The organism is Phenylobacterium sp. (genome assembly GCF_035309685.1).
Taxonomy (GTDB): Bacteria; Pseudomonadota; Alphaproteobacteria; order Caulobacterales; family Caulobacteraceae; genus Phenylobacterium.
Genome location: NZ_DATGEX010000064.1, coordinates 42,599 through 63,656 on the forward strand (window position 1 = coordinate 42,599; position 21,058 = coordinate 63,656).

The window sequence follows — 21,058 nt, forward strand, 5'->3', positions numbered from 1 at the left end:
CAAAACCTAACGCGTCTGAGAATAGGGTCAGAAGCGGCTATCGGTGATAGAGCCGCTCTCAGAAAGGTGCGCTGGCTCAGTGCGCTTTTGTAGGTTCGCACTATCGCGCGGCACAAGCCTGCTCGGAGGATGACGGTCACGTCCGAGTTGCGCCGGGAGCGGACATTTGCGTCAGTCCCGAAAGCGGACTCTCGGAAGGTCTGAGATGAGTGAATTTGGGACTTGCTCGTTTCGACTAGTGAGCGGCGGCTCCATGCATGAGCCGAGGGTTCAGCACGCCTCTGACCAGGGCGTTAGAATGCGTACCGACGTACAATCGGGGAGAGCGATAAGAGATCGTCAGGCTGGTAGCTTTCTGAGTGCGCGGACATTCCTTGAAGGATCGCGCGGAGGCGCGTGCCATCAGGGCCGGCGGTCGACGCCTCAACCGCCGCGCGAAATTTCGTGATCGGAAGCCTCTCGTCCGCCAATGCGTCAATTGCAGCGAAGAAGGGGCGAGCCGCTCCGCGGGCGCCAACTACGACAGCCAGCATTGCGGCGACGGGCCAAGCAACGTCTTCGGGATTCTTATTCCGTGCATCCTCGCGCATGGCTATTTTGATCAACAGGTAGGTATTCACAAACCGCTTCGTGCGCCGCGGGGAGCCGCCAAGCAGCGCCCCGAAAGCGCCGAGGGCCCGCTGCTCTTCAGAGGTCAGGGTGATCGCCGTCAACTCCCCGTCCAAGTCCTCGGGTTCGGCCTGCAGGGGCTCGTCCAGCACGAAGTCCACTTCATCAGATTCCAACTTCGACGTCTCATCGACCCTGGGGTTTTCGACTGGTGCGGCACCCACCGGACCGGCCCCGACGTCAGCGCGGCCAGATGGCCTAAGGGGTAAGGCCACGACCAAGTCCTGCGTAAGGCGGGACACGAAGCGGCCACTCTGCTGCTCGCTCATGGGCGTCACCCAGAACGGAATCTGGAAGATTTTCTCCAGATAATCCTGAGCATCCGGCGCCTTCGCGGCAGAGTCGCCCGGCCCGCTACCCTCGTCGTCCACCGGAGGCGCGCCCGTCGCGATCAAGTCCGGGAAGCGGATACCCAGTGATCGCTTCAGCCATCGCGCATCGACAGCGACAAACACAACAAATAGCGGGAAGAACAGCAGCATGTGGATCGCTTGAAGGACGTCCACCACCTTCTCCGGTGGACACCGATCAAGGTCGTCAATGTAGAGCACAATGCGCCCTATGTTCGGCGTGGGATGCTTTTCGGCGTCGGCATCCAGAAGTTCAGCCCGTTGTGCCGCGCTGAGCGGCGCCCCGGCCTGCTCTGCATCTTGGATAAGAGCTTCGGCCGACTTCAGATAAGCTGCGGCGGCAATTTCCATCGCACCCTTGCTCGCGTCGGTGTCGCCAGCGCTCTGTGCCTGCAGGAGAGCGCTAAGCTGACCGAAATCCTTGTGGATGCTGGCGACAATGCCGAGATGCTTCGCGTAGTCGCCATTGGTTACCTTCTCGCGGATGAAGCGGTTCAGCCGACCGCTGGACGACAGCTCATCCTGTTCACGGAGGATTTCGGCCACGCGATCTGTGGCCTCCGTCGCGCGTCGCTCAGCTTCAGCGACGGCTTGCCCTGCCGCAGTCGCGACAGCTTCCGCGGCCAACGCCTCTTCGTGTTCTTTCTGCGTCGCCAAGAGCACAGCCGCATTGAGGCGATTTCGAAGTCCGTCCAACACAGCAAGCCGGCGCTGAGCCGCGTTGAGCGCACGACGGCCCAACAGCACCAGGCCGCTCAGCGTGCCCGCCAATCCAACCAGCGTCTCATGTAGCGCTTCGGCGGCGTGAGCATGTGACAGCCAGCCCACCCCTAGCATCAGGGTCGCGGGTCCCAGGAGAACCAGGACGATCGCAGCAGCGCCTCGGGCCGTGCCAGCCTGCGCGACAATCGAATCCAGGATCATTCGCCCGCGGACCGCCCGCTGCGCGGCATCTCGGACGAGTTTCGCCGCCGCCTCGCCAGAGGCCTCGAGGTCCGCCGCCCCAACGGCGCCCGCGACGGCGGCGAGCCCGGCGCGATCCTCCCCCGTCAAATTTGCGATAAAGCTGCCTGCCGCAGCGGACCACACTTCCTCCGCGCTCAGCGGCGTGTGCAATGCTTGGCGGAGCTCGGCTCGAGCGAACTCAAGGGCCGACCGTGCTTCGGCTGCAGTCTTCTGCGCCTGGACGAGTTGCCGGTAGGCATCAAGTTTCAACTGTCGGGAAGTGGCCAGCCTGTCGAATAGGGCATCCACGTCGGCGGCCGGCACGTTCCGCTGCTTCAGCCAACGGTCGAGCTCGACGAAGATGAATTCGACCAGGCTCGCCCAAAGGTTGGTCTCGATGTAGTGCCAGGCGTTGAAGCGGATCTGAGGCACGTCGTGATGAAGTGCTGCGTGGCTAGCGTGCGACGGGTCCGCGGCGATCGCGGTCATCGCGTCAATCTTCGCCTTAACCTTCTCCATGAAGAAGGATTTGCCGGAACCCCAGTCGCCAAACACGCCCACCGCGAGCGGCGGATCGATTCCGCGACTGATGGCGAGCCTCGCAAATGCGGTAACCTCCGGATCGATCCTCAGCAGGTCCGGCACGTCATGCCGATCGTTAAAGACCTTCGGGAGCGCATCTGGTTGAACTACGGCAGCCGGCGACATACCCAGCCCCGCCCGCGTTGCAGCGTCGGGCTGGATGTCTGGTGTACGCGCCAACGCATCCTGAAGTCGTTCCCCGTCGATCAGTCGGCGGCGCACTACCTGGGTCGAAATCGGTAGTGCCAAAGATCCATCGGACCAGGTCTGGATTTCCCCCGAGATTAGCTGCAGCGACGGAGCATCAAGCGCGTGAACCGAACCCTGGTTGGAGACTAGGTTTCGGCCAAGAAGGTTCTCGACCAACTTGCGGGGAAGCGGCTGTTTGAAGACATCCACAAACAGAATCGGCCACCAGCGGGTGTTCTCGCGGCCGATGAACTTCTTATCTCCTGCCGCCGCAACGATCGCTGTGGCGACAATGTCTTCGCCCGTCACCACGACTACGGTGTCACCGCGGCGTATCGTCTTGCTGTATGTCGCCCCGCCGGTCGTGTATTTTGCGAGCCCGTGCTGCCAGAACATCAAGCGGCCCGGCTGAATCTCCCGCATCCAATCGCCGTGCGACCGCGCCGGCGTCGCATAGAAGATCCATCCGGCCGGCCGCGTCTTTTCACTCGATCGAATTGGCTTTTTCCGCGCTCGCACCGCGCTCGGCATCGGTACTGCCATTGCGGCATCAACCAACGGGGCGGCCGCACTTCCACCTCCCGCGCCCTCGAAGGCCGCCGCCTTTTCCCCCGCCCCGCCACTAGACAGCGTCACGTCGTACCCGGCTGAAGCGGGCTTCGCGGCCCGCTCAACCTTGCGCACCATCGAGCGAAGCGCTTCGTGCGCATCCGCCTCGCTGGCTCCTGGCCTTCGTGGTGCGGCCATACTTCCCCCCGTGCGTCGCGGGGGAGTGTGTCGCGCTCAGCTGTCGGCTGCAACCAAGACGAGCGTGGGGACTAACCTGTCGACGAGCCGCCCAGGGCGATCTTGATCGGCGCGCAATCCGTTGCCATCGGCAGTCCGACTGTGCAGCCTACTCACCCAGCAGAGCGCTGGGACTCGCCCTTTTTTACCAGCGCCGACCGCTTCAAGTTCCGGTCAGCAATGACCTCTGGGTGGAGCCCGACCGAAGAAAGTCCTCGCGCTACGAAATTCAAACTACGTCAATATTTTCAAGGACCTAGTTGACTTTCTGCAACGATTCCAGTAACTTAAGCTAGACACAAACAGCGCGTGGAAAATCATGCCCAAGACCCACCCTGCGCGTGGGGCTCGGGTCGTGGCCGTCTGCGTGACCGGGCGCCCCTGCGCGCAACTCCGACAAAACCGCCTTCGAGAAGAACTGCTTGCGCTCGTGGCGCGTGAGATCCGTCGGCGACGCTGGCGCGATCTCGACGCCGTTCTGCTCCCGGCCGGCTATTTCCGCTCCGACGAATGGTACGGCCCGCTCGACGCGAGCGAGCGAGCGCGACGGCTCGACGACGAAGACTTCGCCAGCACCTGCCGAACGGCCGCCTCTCGTCTCCACGGCCCCTCCCCGGGCTGCCTCGTGGTGGTCGGCGTCGATAGCCGCAACCCCAACTGGGGCTTCCGCGGCGACCAGTTGCTGGTGGCGTTCGGCCCACTGGGCGTCGCGGGCCTCGCCCGCAAGATCTTCCCGTCGGACGGCGACACACACGGCTGGGGCCGCGCCCCCTATCTGCTGTTTGAGCGCGACGCCGCCGACCCGGGCCGTGTTGTCGCCCTGCCCTACGGCCGCAACGGTTTGCTGAGCGTCTGCTACGACGCCTTCCTGCTCGCCGAACTCAAGCTCGGCCCGACTGGGAAGCGGCGCACGATGCGCTACGTGAGCGACGAGAGTGACCGCTGGCGGCCATTCGGGCGGAAGGCTCGCAACGCCTACCTGAGCGGGTTCGACAGGCTGCTGTTCCGCAGCCAGCCCAACGTGCAATTCGTGGCTATCCACGGCTTCGAGCGGCCGGGCAGAGAACTGCGCTGGCAACGGCACGGCATCGCCGGAGCGAGCGCAGCCCTTGGCGGAGCGCTGACGGTCGGGGCGGCCCATTTCGCCCACGGTCTGCCCGCAGACCCGTTCAACCACTCTTTGGCGTCGTGGCGCGTAGGCGCCCGCCACCTGACTCTGGGCCCGCACCGTCGCGCCGAGACGCTTCGGCCGATGGCGGGCTTCCACGTGAGCTTGGCGGGCGGGGCGATCGCCGCGCTCGTTCGTCTGTTCGCCGTCGATTAACGGCGTCACTGCGGCGCTTCCCCGCCGCGCGAGTTCTGAACCTCAGCCCATGAAAAGGAGATCTGCCATGCCTGGACGCCAGGCGAAGACGCTGTCGGCCCACATTCTGAAGCGCGCGCTCTCGGCCGCCGGCCGCTCGACCACTCCCGAGCGCGACCGCGCGATGGTGCTGCTCTCGGTCAGGGCCGGTCTGCGGGCCTGCGAGATCGCCGGGCTCGAATGGTCGATGGTGCTGGACGCGTGCGGCCGCATTGGCCGGACCATCGAGCTTCGCGATGCCATCGCCAAGCGAGGCTCTGGACGCCGCATCCCGCTTCACCCGGAACTGCGGACCGCGCTGCGCCAACTGCGAGGGGCCGCCCCACGATCCCAGCACGTCATCGCGTCGGCCCGCGGCGGGCGCCTGCGCGCCAACAGCGTCGTCAACTACTTCGTGACGCTTTACGCCCGCGTCGGCGCCGCGGGATGTTCGTCGCATAGCGGTCGACGGACCTTCATTACCCAGGCCGCCCGATCGGCGCATCGCGCAGGAGCTAGCCTGCGCGACGTGCAGCTGCTCGCCGGCCACCGCTCCATCGAAACCACCCAGGGCTACATCGACGGCGACTCCCTCGCCCAACAGCGCCTCGTGCGCTTCCTCTGACGGAGATCCTCAATGCTCAAGCGACTGCCCAACATCGACCCGATCGCCATCGCGCTCGACCGCATCGAGATGACCCCGGACCCGGCCTTCTCAGGGGTCGATCTCGATACCGGCGCCTTCGTGCGGATCACCTTCGAACGGCACGCCGTACAGCCTGCTTCGCCTTGCGGCGACAATCTGCTCGCCGCCGGCCTCGTGCTGGTGCTGACCGTGCAGCAACTCGACGCCGCGGCCTGACCCGCGGCAGGTGCGCCCATCTTCAGAGGCTTTCCCATGACAGATGACGAGAGGACGGCGCGCATCCGCGCGCTCAACGATCGCTTGCGTCGAGATGACGTCGGCGGTCGCCGGATGATCACGGCGGGTGTCGCCGAACTCGGCCCCCTGTTCGTCTACCAAACCATCGAGAAGATCCGTTCGGTCGACAGCTTTGACGACGGCGACGACCCTTACCAGGAGCACGACTTCGGCTCGGTCGACGTTTGCGGCATCCGGTTGTTCTGGAAGATCGACTACTACGACCCCTCGTTCACCCAGGCCGCCGAAGACCCCGCGGACGAGACCGTGTGCGGGCGCCTGCTGACCGTCATGTTGGCCGAAGAATACTAGGCCCTCACAAGCCCTCCCGACCGGCCTGCAGGTCTGCGAGGAATTGCGCGACGTCCAGACCGAGGGCCTGCGCGATCCGCAGAAATTCGATTACGTCGAGCCGCCGATTTCGCCCCTCGTATTTCACGACATAGGTGCGGTCTTTGCCGATCGCCTCGGCGACCTGAGCCTGAGTGAGGCCGGCGTTTTCGCGGGCCGTGCGCAGTCGCTTGGCGAAGCGCTCGTACTCCGCGGAGTGGAACGACTCTGTGCTCGGTCGGGCCGCCCTCGCCATCTGCTTTCGATGGCACGCATCGCCAAAGGTGCGACTTTGGCACTTTTTCGCTTAAGCTTGGCTGACACCCCATGAACCTCCAGCTCAAGGAAAGTCCATGAAGACTCCCATTGTCGCGTTGCTGCTGGTCGCGGGCGCGAGCGGTGCGGTCGGCTGGCGGGCCGCCGGCCCCTGGGCGCCGCCCCATCCGGCGAGCGGCGCGAGTGCTGCGGTGGGCGAACATGTGACCGCGTCAATCCCAACCGATCCCCTCGCGGCGCACGACCGGGCCGTCGAAGCCGTGGCGAGCCAATACCGATCGCTCTGCGCCCAAATGAAGGCCCTAGACGCAAACCACGACCGCCGCAGCCTGGATCACCAGTACCAGCTGGCCCGGCAAATGAACGCCCTCGACCCCGAACTCTTCAAGAGCGCCATGCTGCAGGGTCTGCTCGGTCCGGACGCCAGCGAATGCTCGCAGTCGGCCACCCTGGTGACCGCACTCGTCGGCGGGGGGCAGTGATGGCTGCGCAAACAACCTCACCGATGGCCCTGGCCGGTCTTCTGCTCGCCACGGCGCTCGCCGCCGGCGCAGCGGGCTACCTCGCCCATACGAGTCTGCTCCGCGACGGCATGACCGGCGGCGCGGGAGACGCGCCAGCGACATCGCCGACCGCGCAACCGATTCCAGGGGGCTTCCCTTCGGATTCCGCAAGACCTCTTGCCGATGCCAGCAGCCAGCCGGGCGGCTGCCACATGGACCGCTGCTCGTGGAGCCGTGAGGTCGGACGCAAGGTGCTCGGCCGCAGTGCGCGCGGGACGCTCTACCAGCTGAGCCTGCTGGGCGGCGAGTCCGCGAAGAACCAACCGATCAAATGGGCCGCCTCACCGCACGCCGTGTGGGTCTTCTGTTCGACGTCGCTTCCGACAGTGATGACCGAAGACGGCCATCATCGGCTGGAGACCACGCTTTTGCCGCTGCGGGCCGATGGCGACCTTCCCGGGGTGCTGGAGAGCGATTTCGCGCTTTACGCCCAGACCTGTCACGGCGTCCGCGAGCCGGGGAACGACGCGCCGGCTTTCGCCGCCCGGTTCGGCTATGCGGCCCTGCCCGACGACACCCTGGACAACGCCCCGCTCACGGCGCCTGCGGACATCCTCGGCCGCTGACCGGCCCCCTACCCCACCCCGGATCGGGTGAAAGTCACCAACTACACTTCGTTGCTCATTCTTCGTCGGAATCGGACAATTCCCGCCGGATCCTGGCGATAGCCAAAGCCGCGTGACGCGTCGCGCGATCCCGATCGAGACAGGGCATGTCACTCACTTTTCCCCATCCTTCCAAATAGGGCGGGCCGCCATCGCCCATCGAGGTCACAACCAATACGTACTCGCCCATTTGCGTCAGTTGATCGGTGATCTTGCCCCGTAGCGGAATCCGAACGAGCTGGGCCGGCTTTTCCTGGCGACGGGGCTTACCCGACGGTGCCCGCCGAGGACCCGACTCGCCCTTCCGTTGGCTCGCCGAATATTCCCGCGCCATCCGGTCCAGGCCCGAGAAGCCGCCCCCAGAACCTTTCTGAAAATCCTTCGCGGTGAGACCAAGCTTGGCTGCGCGCAACAGGGCGCGCGCATCGCGGCTCAAGGCCGATCGAGCGCTTGCATCGGGGTACTTGATGAAGCTTCGCAGCAGAACATGGAACAGCGTCTGCTTGGAATGCATCCGACCCTTCTGAATCGCCACAATCAATCGCTCTCGATCGCTCACAGGCCAGCGATCGACCTCGCGAGCAAAAGCGTAAAGTCTCGACAGCGCCTTGTAGTAGTTCTCGTTCGACGCTCTGACGTGCGCGTAGGTGATTTCCTCGCGATAGGTTTCCAACTGCGCGACGATCTTTTGGAACTGCGCTTCACTCACCCGATCGCCGCCATCGGGGCGAAGGCTCACGTCGAGACCGTGGAAGAAACTGCGGCCCGCAATTTCGGCCCGAGACTTGGACTTCCGCCTCAGCGCCTTCTGCTCACCTGGGGTGAGACGCTTTAGAGGCCCAGAGACTTTTCTTGCCATGATCCACCTATCCAATGTGTATGTTCAACTGACATTATAGACCGAAAGGAGAACCATGGGAAACGCCCTCACCAGCCATTCCGATATCGTCCAGCGCAGAGAAGCGTACATCGAGGCCGTCCTGAATCTCGAACCGCGCGTCTTCGTCACACTCGTCCTCGGCCTCGAGATGAGGCCGGAGACGGCACTTGAGCGGTGCAAGGAGTTCCTCAAGCGTGTGGAACGGGTGGGTCATGGGAGTAGATGGGCGAAATGGCCGCCTCATGAGCGGCTACGGGCCTACGGTTTCGTCGAGCATCTAGCGTCGAACCTGCATTGGCACATTCCGATCGCCGGGCCGGACGATTTGCTGGTCGCCGCGCTCAATCAAGGCCGTGCAATCTGGGGCAAGATGCGGCCGTCGGGGCAATTTGACGCCCAGATCATCCGCGACCCGGAGGCCGTCGCCAAGTACGTCACTAAGGCCCTGTGCTCAGTCCAATCGTTCGACCTGGTGCTCGTCTACTGAATGGCGAACTTCGCGAGATCGCAATTTATCGCGAGCTTCGAAACAACGTCTTTCAGACCGTTAGTCGGCGATTGATGAGGAGGCTCACGCGGGACCAATCACGATAGGGCCCGTCCACAAATCATGTCCAAATCGATGACGTGCAGAATCTCATGGCTCTGGCGATCAGCGTTCTATGAAAGATGCGATCGCGCGGTCTCTGACCAAGGAACTCGCAGAATTTGCAGATCGATGGGCGGTAGGGGATTGGGCTCAATTTGGGCGAGCTTGAGCGATCCAAGTCGGTGCGCATTGCCCCTATTCCAGAACTGGTATAGACAATGACGATCACTAGGAAGCAAATTGTCTGGATGGGGGGCAGTCGCGATGATCTGGCCGGCATGCCGGAGTCCGTAAGGAAGGACTTCGGTGGAGCTCTCCATGCGGTCCAGGAAGGTCGGGACCCCGGCGCCAAGGCTCTGAAGGGCGCTGCTAAGGGAGCGGTCCAGCTCTCGGAGGATCACGATGGCGACACCTTCCGAGCGGTCTACACGGTCGAAATGCAGGGTTTCGTCTACGTCCTGCATTGCTTCCAGAAGAAGTCGAAGAGCGGGAGAGCGACGCCGAAGCCGGATCTAGATCTGATTGCGAAGCGCTTGAAAGACGCCAGGGCGCTTCATCGCCAACAGCAAGGGAAGACGCCATGAGCGCCGATGAAACTATCGAGTTCGAAGTCGGCGGCGGGAATGTCTTTGAAGACATCGGCTTCGACGCAGGGACGGCCAAAGAGCTAAGTCACAAGGCCGAGTTGGTCGGATTGATTTATCGATTTCAGAAAGAACGAGCTCTAACCCAGAGCGAGTTGAGCCGGCTCGTGGACATACCGCAGCCGCGCCTTTCGCAGCTCTTCAAGGGCAAGATTGCAGACATTTCCACTGACAAGCTGCTGCACGCCATCGCTAGTCTCGGAGCTCACATCACCATTCGAGTCGAGCACCATCCGGCTCCAGAGGCCGCGGGAAGAGTCGAGCTCGAATTCGCCTAGGGCGTCCGGACCACATCCTGAACCCACGACGGCGCGATCTTGGAACAACAGCCCGCTGTCGCCCTCAGTACAATCTATTCGTCGGCTTCCAGCATCGCTCGCCAACGAACCCCCAAGTTCGACATGCCTCCCGCGCGCGGATCATATCGGCCGAAGTCGTGATACGCCCCGAGCAGCACTTGGATCGCATCGAAGAAGTGGCAAGCGTTCTCGAACTTCGGGTCTCCCGCCAGGGTGATCTCGACGGCGGCTCGCACCAGAGTTTCGACAATCTCGGGATCGCGCACGTTGTTGGCGCGCATTTTCGCGGCGTGTTTCAGCACCTTTCGGAGATTTGGGAGCGCCTCCACGGAACTCGAAAACAGCCGAGTTGGATTGAGACGTTTTCGCATGGGGTCTCGCGCATCAGCTGTTCGAAGTTGTCGAACTGATGCAACAAATTGAGAGTTGGCGTCTGGATCGCGCGTCCCGGAGAAAAAAGGTATTCGGGCCGCCAACCTCCGTGTTTGACGCTTGGATCGTCCGCATTGACCGATCGTTGCGGATCGCTTTTCAGCGGATTTGACAGACGCGCATTCGTCCCGAAGACGACTTGGAGCTCCGGCCAGAATGTTGGCGGATAATGCTCATTCAGTAAGAGCCACTAGCGTCGAACTCTGTGGATCTCGGGACGCCCTCGAACTCAAACTCTTCTTGTTCCGGGGTTCTCAAGATGTTTCGCATAAGACCGCCTCGGCGAGGACGCCCGACCGACGCCTTAACTTGCCGGGAACCGCGGCTGTGGCAGGCTTCAACCCATGGCCGAAGAGCGCAAAACCCAACGCTTCGCGCTGCGTCGCGACCGCACCGACTGGACCGTCTACGAGGTCTGGACGGGCGAGCCCGCCGTTATCGCCATGGTCCCGCAAACGGGCCTGAGCGAGGAAGACGCGCAGCACACCGCCGACCTCTTGAACCGCCGCGCCCGCAATGGCGATCGCTCCATGCGCCAATAGCCGGGCGACGACTCGTATATTTTCTACGATTTTCTTCGGTGATTGGGCGCAGCGGAGGTATTCTGCCGCCATGCCTCGCCGCAATCCCACTCGGACAACCCTCACCCTAAAGGTGGGCCGCTGGCTGGAAGTTCAAGCCACCGGCTGGGCGGTCGCCGTGACGCCGCTCATCCTGTTGCTGGTCGCCGGCGTGATCGCCGCAGCATCGCACCCAGGCTGGAAAATCCGATAATCATCAGCGACCAGGACGCCGGTTCTGGGAGCGCAGCGCCAGTGAGGCTGAAAGCCAGCGTCTGGTCCTCGCTGCGCCAGTGCGTCGGCTCGCTGGGGTCATCGAACTTGCTCGCCTCGTAGAAGCCGACCGCCGGGCGGAAGTTGGACTCAACCCAACTGACATCGTCGGCGAACGAGGGCGAATGGATGCCGAAAAAGTATTGCGTCGCCGCATCGGCCACGAAGGCCGACGCCAGGGTGAAGATCGCCTTGTAGTGCGGCGTCTGACCCGGGTCGCCGATATAGAAGCTGTCGTCGATGATCAGCGCACCGGTGGCCAGCGCCGTCCCCGGCGGGCCGTGCGGCGCCACGCCGCCATTGGCGTAGAACGTGTACGTCAGGTTCGCCGGCAGCGTTCCGCTGCTGTCGCTGAAATCGAAGGTCCCGCCGGTGATCGTCGAGGCTTTCACCAGCGTGAATTGATCAGCCGCGTTGAACTCGGCCAAGTCCGGACCGCCTGAGCCTGGGATCGCGGCTCCAGAATTGAAGAGCGTGTCCGCCAGCGCCGGCGCGCCTGACGCGACGACGGCGAGCGCGGCGAGCGCGCCGAAATAGGTCTTCATGAGAACTCCCCCTACTCGCGCTGAGCGCGCATATTGAAATCTTATTGGGTTCCAGGAGCGCCGCAATTCCCTACCCCCAGAGGGCGAGTGAGCCGCCATGCCGCCGCGGGCGCCCTGAAAGCTCGGCCTTGGGGTCAACGCGCCCGGTCCTGGCGCCCTGCGCCAGGTCTTGCGTGGCCAGCCAGGGCCGCTAGGAGAGCGGCATGGCGCACCCACCCAGCGACGCGGTCATCCGCTTCGAACCCGACGGCTTCTCCTTGACCGGGCCCAGGCTCATGGGCCGCCAATCGGCGGGCAACGGCTTCCTGCGCGCCGCCGTCCAGGGCCGCCTCGACGAGCGGGTTTATGGCTACACGGCCATGGAACACTCCGCCAAGCGGTTCACTGCCATGGTCAAGGAGTTTGACCGGGCGGCGGAGCCCGTCTGGATTCCGGGCGAAAAGATGGATCTGATCGGGGTGCGCCGCGGCGTCATCTATCTCGCCGACCCGACGCTCGCGATCTATGCCCGGCTGCGCCAGCGCATCGGGCCCGCGAAACATTCCCTTTGCGGCGTCACCCACACGCTCGCCACTGCTGGCACGCTCGAGGGAATCTCCGAAATGCTGACCGAGGCGGTCATGCCCTGGGATGCGCTCGTCTGCACCTCGACGGCCGCCCTGCAGGTGGTCCATGGGACCTTGGGAGCTCGGGCCGATTTCCTGCGCTGGCGGTTTGGGCCTCAGGCGAGGCTGTGCTTTCCGCAGCTGCCGGTGATCCCGCTCGGGGTCCACTGCTGCGATTTCACCTTCACCGCCGACGACAAGGCCGCCGCCCGCCGGGCCCTTGGCATCGCCGAGGACGAGGTCGCCGTCCTCTATGTCGGCCGCCTGCTGTTCGCCGGCAAGTCGCACCCCTATCCGGCGTTCACCGCCCTGCAGGCCGCCGCCGAGCGCACCGGCAAGAAGGTGGTCGGGATCCTGTGCGGCCGCGCGCCGAACGACGCCCTTGAACAGGCTTACCTGGAGGGCGCCGCCAGCTATGGTCCCGACGTTCGCGTCCTCCACGTCGACAGCCGCGCGGACGAAACCCGCCGCAACGCCTGGGCGGCGGGCGACATCTTCATCTCACTCTCCGACGGCATCCAGGAAACCTTCGGCCTGACGCCGGTCGAGGCCATGGCGGCGGGTCTCCCGGTCGTGGTCACCGACTGGAACGGCTACAAGGACACGGTGCGCGATGGGGTCGATGGCTTCCGCATCGACACCTGGGCGCCCGAGGCGAATGCCGCCGGCGTCGCCTATGCGCTTCGCCAGGAGATCAAGATCCTCGACTTCGACAACTACACCTGGGCGGTTGCGGCGGCGACCTCGGTCGACATCAAGCAGCTTAGCGATCGCCTGACCGACCTGGTCGCGGAGCCGGACCTGCGCCGGCGCATGGGCGAGGCCGGCTACGCCCGCGCCCGCGAGCTCTATGACTGGCCCCTGGTCTACAAGCAGTACCAGGCGCTGTGGGGAGAACTGAACGGCCGCCGCGTCGCCGCCGCGAGCAACGAGGACGAAACCGCCTGGGTGCGGGCTGCGCCGAAGATTCCGTCCTCGCGCCTCGATCCCTTCGACCAGTTCGGCCACTATCCGACGCACCTCATCGGCGCCAGGACAAGGGTCGCGCTGCGGCCGGGTGTGACCTTCGACGACTATCTGGCGCGCAGCGCCGATCCGCTGTTCCCTCGGGCCGGCGCGCCGGAGTCCCTGTCGCGGCCGATGTGGGAGATTCTTGAGCACGGTCCGTCGACCGTCGACGTCCTATCGGCCGCCGCCACCCTCTCGCTCGGTTGGGGCATCTCGGTGATCGGCGCAATGGCGAAGATGGGCGTCGTGGAATTGAGCGCTGCGGAGGCCGAGGCGCCATGAAGTTCAACATGGGCTGCGGCGCGCGCAGGCTGCCCGGGTTCGTCAACGTCGACGCCGTGGCCGCCTGCTCGCCCGACGTGGTCTTCGATCTTGAGACGACGCCCTGGCCCTGGTCCTCCGATGTGGCCGAAGAGATCCAATTCATCCATTCGCTCGAACATATGGGCGCGGACCCCAAGGTCTTCCTGGCGATCATGGCCGAGACCTGGCGCATCGCCGCCGACGGCTGCCGCGTCCAGATCAACGTGCCCCACCCGCGCCACGACAACTTCATCGGCGACCCGACGCACGTGCGCCCGATCACCCCGCAGATGCTGCAGCTCTTCGACCGCGAATGCTGCGACCGCGCCCAGAAAGCCGGCGCCGCCAACACCCCCTTGGCCCACTATCTCGGCGTCGACTTCCGGCTGGTACAGACCAGCAGCGTGATCGATGAGCCCTACTACTCCGAATTCCAGCGCGGCGACCTGAGCCGCGAAGCCCTCGACCGCCTGATCGCCAGCCAATGGAACGTCGTCCGCGAGTTGAAGATCACACTGAGGGTGGTGAAGGCGGGAGGGTAGCAACGACCGCAACCAAACCGACCCCTCTTGCTTCTAGGCGACCGCCGCGCCCAGCCCCTCGCGCCCGGCCGGTGCGTCCACGATGCTGAGAGCTTCGAACAGCGCCGCGGCCTCGATCGGCTTGGCCACATGGGTGTCCATGCCGGCGGCGGCATAGTCGGCCACCTGGTGGAACATGGCGTTGGCGGTCAGCGCCACGATCGGGGTCCGCGCCCGGCCGCTCTGGGTTTCCGCCGCGCGGATCGCGCGGGCCGCGGTCGGCCCATCCATCAGCGGCATCTGTACATCCATCAGGATCAGGTCCCAGGGCTCGCGCGCCCAGGCGTCCACCGCCGCCTGCCCGTCCGACACCAGCTCCGGCTCGAGGCCCACCTGCGCCAGCAGAGTCTTCAGCACCAGCTGGTTGACCGCATTGTCCTCCGCCGCCAGCACCCGCAGCGGCCGGTTGAAGACCGGCAGGACGGCGCTCCCCGCGCCGCGCGTGGCCTGGACGTCCGGCGTCGCCGCCTCGCCGGCCGCCGGCCTGCGCCCCGCGCGCAGGTTCACCGCGATGCTGATCGCCGCCTGCGCGACCGCGGCCAGCAGGGTGGCTTCGACCAGGATCTGATCGGTCCCGTGAAAGTGCGGAACGACCAGCGGCGCGACCGCCGGCGCGGCCAGGCCCGGCAAGGCTGGAACCAGCGCGCCCATCGAGCGTCCATGCAAGGTGTTCAGGTAGAGCAGGTGCGCGCCGAAGAACCCCACCGCGGCGATCTGGCAGGCCACATGGCTCGACGACCACAGGATCGCGCCGGCCGAACTCCAGGCGCAGACCGCGACCCCATAGACCGCCATGCAGACGAAAGCCTCGGAGCGGCTCAGGTCCAGCCCCCGCGCCATGGGCCGCGTCAGCTCGCGCATCGGCCACTCGATCAGCAGCACGGCTGCGACCCAGAACCCCGCCGCCGGCCAGCCCGCGCCCAGGCCCAGCACCGCCCACAGCACGGCCGCCATGGCCAGCCGCACCGGCGAGAAGAAGAAGCTCCTCGCGCCGGCCGCCCTGAACCGCTCGTCGAACCAGTCGCGCAGCATTCTCGCCTCGGAGGATCGGTCGCGCAGATTGCCCGAGGCTTCGCCAAAGCCGCGTTAATGCGGACTGCGAACGCTCGGTCGCCACCTTGGGCGGGATCAAGGTTTCGTGGATTTCAGCGTGGGGGTGGACACATCTTCAGGCAGAATGGCGCGAGCCCGGAGTTGATATATGGATCCGCGCCCCGCCCTGACGCCAGCGGCTCAATACGTCCGCATGTCGACAGATCACCAGCGCTACTCGATCGAGAACCAGACGCGGGTCATCGGGGAATACGCCGTCTCGAGGGGCTATGAAGTCGTCCAGACCTATACCGATGATGCGCGGAGCGGACTGACACTCAGAGGCCGCCCAGCGCTCTCGCAACTGCTGGCCGATGTGGTCGCCGGTGACCTGCCCTATTCGACCATCCTGGTGCAGGACATCAGCCGCTGGGGCCGATTCCAGGACCTGGATGAGTCCGCCCACTACGAGTTCATCTGCCGCTCGTCAGGCGTCGCTGTCAGATATTGTGCGGAGCCCTTCGATAACGACGGAAGCATCTACTCGTCCATCGTCAAGCAGCTGAAGCGGGTGATGGCCGCGGAGTATAGCCGCGAGCTCAGCGCCAAGGTCGCGAGAGCCATGCGACTACTGGCATCGAAGGGATATCGAATGTCAGGCTCGCCAGGGTTCGGCATCCGACGGCTGGTGCTCGACGAGTGCGACTACCCGCTGGTCACCCTGGAACAAGGCCAGCGCAAGGCCGTCCAAGGCCACCGCATAATGCTCGTGCCGGGGCCGCCAGAAGAGGTCGCCGTTGTGCGCCAAATCTTCCATCTGAGGGTCGTATGCAAGCTGAGCATGGTCGCCATCGCAGATCAGCTGAACGCCAATGGCGTCCAGAACGAATTTGGGCGCCCCTGGGGTGAGAAGGCTGTCAAGACGGTCCTCACGAACGAAAAATACATTGGAAACAATATCTTCGGATATCTGAACAAGCGATTGGGCGGAAAGGCGATACCTCAACCACCTGAGACCTGGGTCCGGTTCGACGAGGCGTTTCCGCCGATCGTCGATCGCAAGCTGTTCATGCAGGCGCGGCGGCTCATCCCGCCGCCGAAACTGCTCCTGACCGATGACGAGTTGCTGAAGCGACTGCGGGCGCTGTGGCAGCGGACAGGGATGCTCAGTCGCAAGATCATCGGTGACTGCAAGACGATCCCGAACGCCAACACCTACATCAAACGGTTTGGAAGCCTCAGCGCGACCTATCGCCTGATCGGCTACGATCACAAGCTCGCACTCCAGGCTCGCCACCGCGGGCTCACCGATCAGGAAATGCTTGAGCGCCTGGCGTGGCTACTGGCCGAACGCGGAAAGCTCTCCCACCGGATCGTCGATGGAGAGACAAGGGTGCCCGCGTCTATCACCTATGCCGAACGGTTCGGCAGCCTTTACGCTGCATTCCGGCTCATCGGCCACTTTCCGCCCTACCCGTCCGAGTCCCGGCGGCGGCTCGCGTGGAAGTACAGCGATGCGGGGATGATGGAAGGCCTTAGAGCGCTCTATGAGCGCCACAACTACCTGAGCCTGCGCCTGATCAACGCCGACCCCGCCATTCCTTGCTACAGCAACTACCAGCGTCGGTTCGGCAGTATCAAGGACCTCTATTTCTACCTCGGCGTAGGGTATCAGCCCCGTCAGATCGCATCGCGTGAGCGAGGCGCCGATGGAAAGTTCCTAGATCGCGCCAGGGACGCGAAGTTGCGCAGAAGGCGAAGGCCGCCCAGCGCATCCTAGATTTCTACCCGGTCGATATTCATGTAGAGTCAGGCGATGGCACCACCGCCGCCCAACAGGTTCGCCGCGTTCGTAGGTCAGCGAATGATTGCCCACGGCGATCTCAAGACGGTGGCCCGCGCGGCCCACGCCCACCTTTCTGAGCAGCCGACCATTCTCGACGACGCGACGGGCCGGACGGTTGACCTCAATCTTCAGGGTTCGACCGTCGACATCGAGTCCAGATTCTCGTTCCTTCCGGAGGTGCCAAAGGCGCCACGTGGCCGACCTAAGCTCGGCGTGACCAGCCGTGAAGTGACACTGCTGCCGCGACATTGGGACTGGCTCTCAGGGCAGCCCGGGGGCGCCTCGGCAGCGCTGCGCCGCTTAGTCGAACAGGCGCGGCGCACCGCGGACGACGGCTCAGAGCTCCGCGCCGCACAAGATCGAATCTACCGGGCGATGACCACGCTTTGCGGCGACCAACCAGGCTATGAGGAAGCCATTCGCGCACTATTTGGTGGGGATGGCAAAGCCGTTGATCAGCTGAGCGCGGCGTGGCCAGCCGATTTGCGAGACTACCTGCTCAGTCTTTGGAACTGAGGTGGCGACGCGCTAAGGAACTTGTTCCAGCCCGCGTTGGGCCGGCCGTCGCCAAGTTCGATGTCCCAGTGGAGGTAGAAGGGTTAGCTGAAACTGTCGGTCCCGTTGCGGCTGCGTGTGTCGCCATAGGTGACGAATGTGCCGCCGCCGGTCATCGCCCAGTTCAACGCGACGCGATCAAAGCGGAGGTAGTCCTCAGCGGATCGCTGTTGATGGGCTCGCCCCGCAGCCGATGTTAGCGATCTCTGAGCTCGAAGGAACTCCACCCAGCCGCGGCGCGGCGCGCCGACTGGAAACCTCGCGCCAATCTCATTTTTCAAAATCAACATGCTGAGCCCATCAGCTGTCGTCTTGAATGGCTCTCGCCATGCGGCGCCATTAGGCTGCCGTCCTATGACCGACGCTTTTCTCACGCCGATTCCCACTCGGCATGGCCCGATGCTCGCCCTGCCGGGCGACCAGTACGTCACCCGCTCGCTTGAGCTCTATGGCGAATATTGCCCCGAGGAATGGGCGGCGCTGGCGCTGTTGGCGAAGCCAGGTATGACCATCGTCGAGGTTGGCGCGAACATCGGCGCACACTCCATCGCCTTGGCGAGGGCCTGCGCGCCCGGTCCGATCTATCTGTTCGAGCCGCAGCAGCGAATCTTCCAAATCCTTTGCGCGAACCTTGCGCTCAATGGCGTTACCAACGCTTTCGCCTACCCCGACGCGTGCGGCGAGGCAGATGGCGTCGCGCTGGTCCCACCCATCGACTACGCGGCTTCTGGAAATTTCGGCGGCGTCTCCGTCAAGGCGGCTGAGGCCGGCGATGTCGGGATTGCTACGAGGCTTCGCACTATCGATGGTCTTGAGCTCGCCCACTGCCATCTGATCAAGGCCGACGTGGAGGGCCTTGAGGAGCAGGTGCTGCGCGGCGCGGAAAGGACAATCCGGCGATGCCGTCCGGCGCTATATGTGGAAAATGATCGAGTGGGCCGCCAGCAGGCGTTGATCGATCTCATCACGGAATATGGCTACGACCTTTACTGGCACGCCCCGCGGCTCTTCAGCCAAAGCAACTTCAACGCAATCGCAGAAAACGCCTTCGGAACGGTGGGGAGCCTGAACATGTTCTGCACGCCGTCAGAGCTTGGCACCAATGTGCGCGGCCTTGAACGCATCGATCCAGGAAACTGGAAATCGCCCGTCAAATTGGTTCGGTAGCCGGCTTCGGCGAGCAATCTGGCGCTAGGCTGGCCACCCGCTCGGGAGACATTCACCCCGTCGCGCAGCTTCGACCGCCTCGACGAGGAACCGCTCAAATTCATCGATCGCGCGATGGTCACCGAACAGCTCACGGTGCGCGGCCTCGCGCAGTCGATCGCGTAGATCCGGCAGCGCACCGCCGGCGATCGACTTGGCCAGTTCGACATAGGCCTGGCGGTCCGAGGCGACGGGTGCCCCTTCCAACGACATCTGAGTATAGGCCCCCGCGACCACCCGGCCCCGCGCGAACGCGCCCGGAAGCGTGACCGTCGCCACGCCGACGGCGGCGGAAAGATAGAACGTGTGCCCGCTGCCGAAGTACAAGGGATCGAGCAGTACGTCGAAATTTGCGAGTTGGCCCAGGAAGACCTCGCGAGGGCTGCGAGGGAGGAATACCACGCTTTCGAGCAGGATCGGGTGACGCTCCTGCCAACGCGTCCGCAGCCGATCGGTCCATCGAGCCTGTTCGGCCGCCGGCACAACAATGCGGCCGGTCCGATCCGCCGCAGCTATGGCGGCCAGCACCTCATCGAAGTCAGGATGGAACTTGAACAGAGTTTGCGGACAGCCGTAGAGGGCGCCCCGCTCCGGAAGCCCGACGGCCGCGCGCTCCGGCCTTTGGACCTTCTGTCCCTCGAAGGGCCACCCCAAGAGGCAAGGGATGCGCCGCATCCGGATCAGCCGCTCCGTATATTCCGCCTCAGCGTGCAGCGGTTCAAATCGGTCGGCCGAAAGGAAGTAGTCGATGGTCGCGAGCCCCGTCGTGTCAGGGTGTCCCCAAGCGGTAGCCTGCACAGGCGCCAGCCGGCTGAAGGCCAGTAGATAGGTCTCCGATTCCATGCCGATATCGGGGTAAAAGAGCACGTCCAGACGGAGGTCCTCGATCATGCTGCGCTTACCCGCGAGATCGCCGGGCAGCACCACGGCCGCATCGGCGCTGCCGTCGATTCGATCGCGAAATTCGTCGCGGATCGAGCAGGCGCCGTGGATAACGAACACCTCGAAGCGGCTTCGATCGAGATGCTCGATGTGACCTCGGTACAGACGCCCGATCGTGTGATCGCGAAACAGGTTTGAGATGAAACCGACCCTGATCCGCGGACCGGTCGGCGCTGTCCAACGGCGAGCGTGCTCGGCGACATGGTTGAGGTCCGGCGCAGCTATGCGCAGAGCGGCGCTCTGGTGTTCCATCAGCGCTCGATCGCCCGCGCCGTGGTAGGCGAGATAGAACGAGGCCAGTGAAAAATCCCTACCGTCATCCTCCAGGGGCCCCGCGCCCTCGAGCTCGTGGAGGTCAGCGCCATAGTGCTCTCGAGCCTGCTCAATCTGGTCTTGGGAATCGCAGATCGGCGGCAGCACTAGGCGCTGCATTGCGCCCGCAATGGTCCGATCGCCCCAGGTCAACTCTTTCGCCGTGGCTCTGGCTTCCGCCGACCGTCCTTGGTTGCGTAGGAGCGTCGCAAGATTCTGTAGAGCGCCGGGATGCGACGATTTCAGCTTCAAGGCCGAGCGCAGGCTAGCCTCTGCCTCGTCGTCCCTGCCCAGACGGACGAGCGTCGCGCCTAGATTGGCCCAGCTATCGGGCCTCGCAGGATCGAGCGAGAGCGCATCGCGGTAGGCGGCCTCCGCCTCTGCCATCCTCCCAAGCTGATTCAGCGCCACGCCCAGGTCTTCGTGGACCTGTGGCGCGTTGGGAACGAGCGCCGCGGCCCGCGCCAATTCGGCTGCAGCCTCACTCGCATCTCCCGAGCCCAAGAGCTCAGCGCCCCGGCGGTGGCGGACAGTGGCTTCCGCCTGATCGGCCACCGGCCCTTGCAGCCCCTGTTGGCGCACACGGTCAAGGACTTGCAGCGCGGCCGACGCCTGGCCAGTCTCGGCCAGAGCACGAATATAGGCCAGCCAGTTGAGGGCGCGGGACTGGTTCAAGCGGGCGGCCAAGGCGAGATAAGGCAGGGCCTCGGCCGCCCTTTGGCTATCAAGAAGAAGGACGCCGAGATTGAAAGCTGCGCGATCGTGCTCGGGCTCGGCCGTCAGGACGGCGACATAGAGCCTCTCTGCCTCGGACAGATCCTTTGCCCTGTGGCGTTGTGCTGCCTTTTCAAAGACGGCTTCCAGATCTGCGCCGCTCACACGTCCTC

General features: G+C 64.4%; 22 protein-coding genes. 15 read left to right on the forward strand and 7 right to left on the reverse strand.

Annotated features, from left to right (window positions below):
• Positions 1-293: 293 nt before the first annotated feature.
• Positions 294-3,482 (reverse strand): P-loop NTPase fold protein, encoded by a 3,189-nt coding sequence (locus VKQ35_RS19245; RefSeq protein WP_324364340.1) that lies wholly within the window; start codon positions 3,480-3,482, stop codon positions 294-296.
• 394 nt (positions 3,483-3,876) lie between these two features.
• Between VKQ35_RS19245 and VKQ35_RS19250 the strand changes: the two genes are divergently transcribed.
• From VKQ35_RS19250 to VKQ35_RS19265, 4 genes are all read left to right on the forward strand, one after another.
• Positions 3,877-4,845: a hypothetical protein gene (locus VKQ35_RS19250; RefSeq protein ID WP_324364341.1), complete on the forward strand. Its 969-nt coding sequence runs from the start codon at positions 3,877-3,879 to the stop codon at positions 4,843-4,845.
• Between the two features lie 67 nt (positions 4,846-4,912).
• Positions 4,913-5,488, forward strand: a complete 576-nt coding sequence (locus tag VKQ35_RS19255; protein WP_324364342.1) for a site-specific integrase — start codon at positions 4,913-4,915, stop codon at positions 5,486-5,488.
• 12 nt (positions 5,489-5,500) lie between these two features.
• Positions 5,501-5,725 carry a hypothetical protein gene (locus VKQ35_RS19260; protein ID WP_324364343.1) on the forward strand — a complete coding sequence of 75 codons (225 nt, stop codon included), beginning with the start codon at positions 5,501-5,503 and terminating at the stop codon, positions 5,723-5,725.
• Between the two features lie 36 nt (positions 5,726-5,761).
• Positions 5,762-6,097: a DUF3768 domain-containing protein gene (locus VKQ35_RS19265; protein WP_324364344.1), complete on the forward strand. Its 336-nt coding sequence runs from the start codon at positions 5,762-5,764 to the stop codon at positions 6,095-6,097.
• 4 nt (positions 6,098-6,101) lie between these two features.
• On the opposite strand, the gene VKQ35_RS19270 is transcribed toward VKQ35_RS19265, so the two are convergent.
• Complete coding sequence (locus VKQ35_RS19270; RefSeq protein ID WP_324364345.1) at positions 6,102-6,371, reverse strand: helix-turn-helix transcriptional regulator; 270 nt, start codon at positions 6,369-6,371, stop codon at positions 6,102-6,104.
• Positions 6,372-6,468: 97 nt separating this feature from the next.
• On the opposite strand from VKQ35_RS19270, the gene VKQ35_RS19275 reads away from it, so the two are divergent.
• On the forward strand, positions 6,469-6,873 hold the full coding sequence (locus VKQ35_RS19275) for a hypothetical protein (RefSeq protein ID WP_324364346.1): 405 nt from the start codon (positions 6,469-6,471) through the stop codon (positions 6,871-6,873).
• Complete coding sequence (locus VKQ35_RS19280) at positions 6,873-7,520, forward strand: hypothetical protein (protein WP_324364347.1); 648 nt, start codon at positions 6,873-6,875, stop codon at positions 7,518-7,520. Before VKQ35_RS19275 ends, VKQ35_RS19280 begins: the two co-directional genes overlap by 1 nt.
• 55 nt (positions 7,521-7,575) lie before the next feature.
• On the opposite strand, the gene VKQ35_RS19285 is transcribed toward VKQ35_RS19280, so the two are convergent.
• Entirely contained in the window at positions 7,576-8,418 is an 843-nt protein-coding gene (locus VKQ35_RS19285; RefSeq protein ID WP_324364348.1) for a hypothetical protein, read from the reverse strand.
• Between the two features lie 55 nt (positions 8,419-8,473).
• Here VKQ35_RS19285 and VKQ35_RS19290 point away from each other — a divergent pair, with 55 nt between their 5' ends.
• The 3 genes from VKQ35_RS19290 to VKQ35_RS19300 all read left to right on the forward strand — a co-directional run bounded on the left by VKQ35_RS19290 (position 8,474) and on the right by VKQ35_RS19300 (position 9,950).
• Complete coding sequence (locus VKQ35_RS19290; protein ID WP_324364349.1) at positions 8,474-8,926, forward strand: hypothetical protein; 453 nt, start codon at positions 8,474-8,476, stop codon at positions 8,924-8,926.
• A gap of 320 nt (positions 8,927-9,246) precedes the next feature.
• A complete protein-coding gene (locus VKQ35_RS19295) occupies positions 9,247-9,612 on the forward strand; it encodes a type II toxin-antitoxin system RelE/ParE family toxin (protein WP_324364350.1) in 366 nt (121 codons plus the stop codon).
• Complete coding sequence (locus VKQ35_RS19300) at positions 9,609-9,950, forward strand: helix-turn-helix transcriptional regulator (protein WP_324364351.1); 342 nt, start codon at positions 9,609-9,611, stop codon at positions 9,948-9,950. Before VKQ35_RS19295 ends, VKQ35_RS19300 begins: the two co-directional genes overlap by 4 nt.
• A gap of 74 nt (positions 9,951-10,024) precedes the next feature.
• On the opposite strand, the gene VKQ35_RS19305 is transcribed toward VKQ35_RS19300, so the two are convergent.
• Complete coding sequence (locus VKQ35_RS19305; protein WP_324364352.1) at positions 10,025-10,273, reverse strand: hypothetical protein; 249 nt, start codon at positions 10,271-10,273, stop codon at positions 10,025-10,027.
• 474 nt (positions 10,274-10,747) lie between these two features.
• Between VKQ35_RS19305 and VKQ35_RS19310 the strand changes: the two genes are divergently transcribed.
• A complete protein-coding gene (locus VKQ35_RS19310) occupies positions 10,748-10,945 on the forward strand; it encodes a hypothetical protein (protein WP_324364353.1) in 198 nt (65 codons plus the stop codon).
• Between the two features lie 167 nt (positions 10,946-11,112).
• Here VKQ35_RS19310 and VKQ35_RS19315 read toward each other — a convergent pair whose 3' ends face one another.
• Positions 11,113-11,781, reverse strand: a complete 669-nt coding sequence (locus VKQ35_RS19315; protein WP_324364354.1) for a PEPxxWA-CTERM sorting domain-containing protein — start codon at positions 11,779-11,781, stop codon at positions 11,113-11,115.
• Positions 11,782-11,984: 203 nt separating this feature from the next.
• On the opposite strand from VKQ35_RS19315, the gene VKQ35_RS19320 reads away from it, so the two are divergent.
• Both VKQ35_RS19320 and VKQ35_RS19325 read left to right on the forward strand, forming a co-directional pair.
• Positions 11,985-13,676: a glycosyltransferase family 4 protein gene (locus VKQ35_RS19320; RefSeq protein ID WP_324364355.1), complete on the forward strand. Its 1,692-nt coding sequence runs from the start codon at positions 11,985-11,987 to the stop codon at positions 13,674-13,676.
• A complete protein-coding gene (locus tag VKQ35_RS19325; RefSeq protein ID WP_324364356.1) occupies positions 13,673-14,239 on the forward strand; it encodes a hypothetical protein in 567 nt (188 codons plus the stop codon). Before VKQ35_RS19320 ends, VKQ35_RS19325 begins: the two co-directional genes overlap by 4 nt.
• 33 nt (positions 14,240-14,272) lie before the next feature.
• Here the strand turns inward: VKQ35_RS19325 and VKQ35_RS19330 are convergent, their stop codons facing one another.
• Positions 14,273-15,310 carry a response regulator gene (locus VKQ35_RS19330; RefSeq protein ID WP_324364357.1) on the reverse strand — a complete coding sequence of 346 codons (1,038 nt, stop codon included), beginning with the start codon at positions 15,308-15,310 and terminating at the stop codon, positions 14,273-14,275.
• A 169-nt stretch (positions 15,311-15,479) separates the two neighbouring features.
• On the opposite strand from VKQ35_RS19330, the gene VKQ35_RS19335 reads away from it, so the two are divergent.
• From VKQ35_RS19335 to VKQ35_RS19345, 3 genes are all read left to right on the forward strand, one after another.
• Positions 15,480-17,090 (forward strand): recombinase family protein, encoded by a 1,611-nt coding sequence (locus VKQ35_RS19335; RefSeq protein WP_324364358.1) that lies wholly within the window; start codon positions 15,480-15,482, stop codon positions 17,088-17,090.
• A gap of 36 nt (positions 17,091-17,126) precedes the next feature.
• A complete protein-coding gene (locus VKQ35_RS19340) occupies positions 17,127-17,672 on the forward strand; it encodes a DUF2239 family protein (RefSeq protein ID WP_324364359.1) in 546 nt (181 codons plus the stop codon).
• A 393-nt stretch (positions 17,673-18,065) separates the two neighbouring features.
• Positions 18,066-18,878 carry an FkbM family methyltransferase gene (locus VKQ35_RS19345; RefSeq protein WP_324364360.1) on the forward strand — a complete coding sequence of 271 codons (813 nt, stop codon included), beginning with the start codon at positions 18,066-18,068 and terminating at the stop codon, positions 18,876-18,878.
• A 24-nt stretch (positions 18,879-18,902) separates the two neighbouring features.
• Here the strand turns inward: VKQ35_RS19345 and VKQ35_RS19350 are convergent, their stop codons facing one another.
• Positions 18,903-21,050 (reverse strand): tetratricopeptide repeat protein, encoded by a 2,148-nt coding sequence (locus tag VKQ35_RS19350; protein ID WP_324364361.1) that lies wholly within the window; start codon positions 21,048-21,050, stop codon positions 18,903-18,905.
• Positions 21,051-21,058 lie beyond the last annotated feature (8 nt).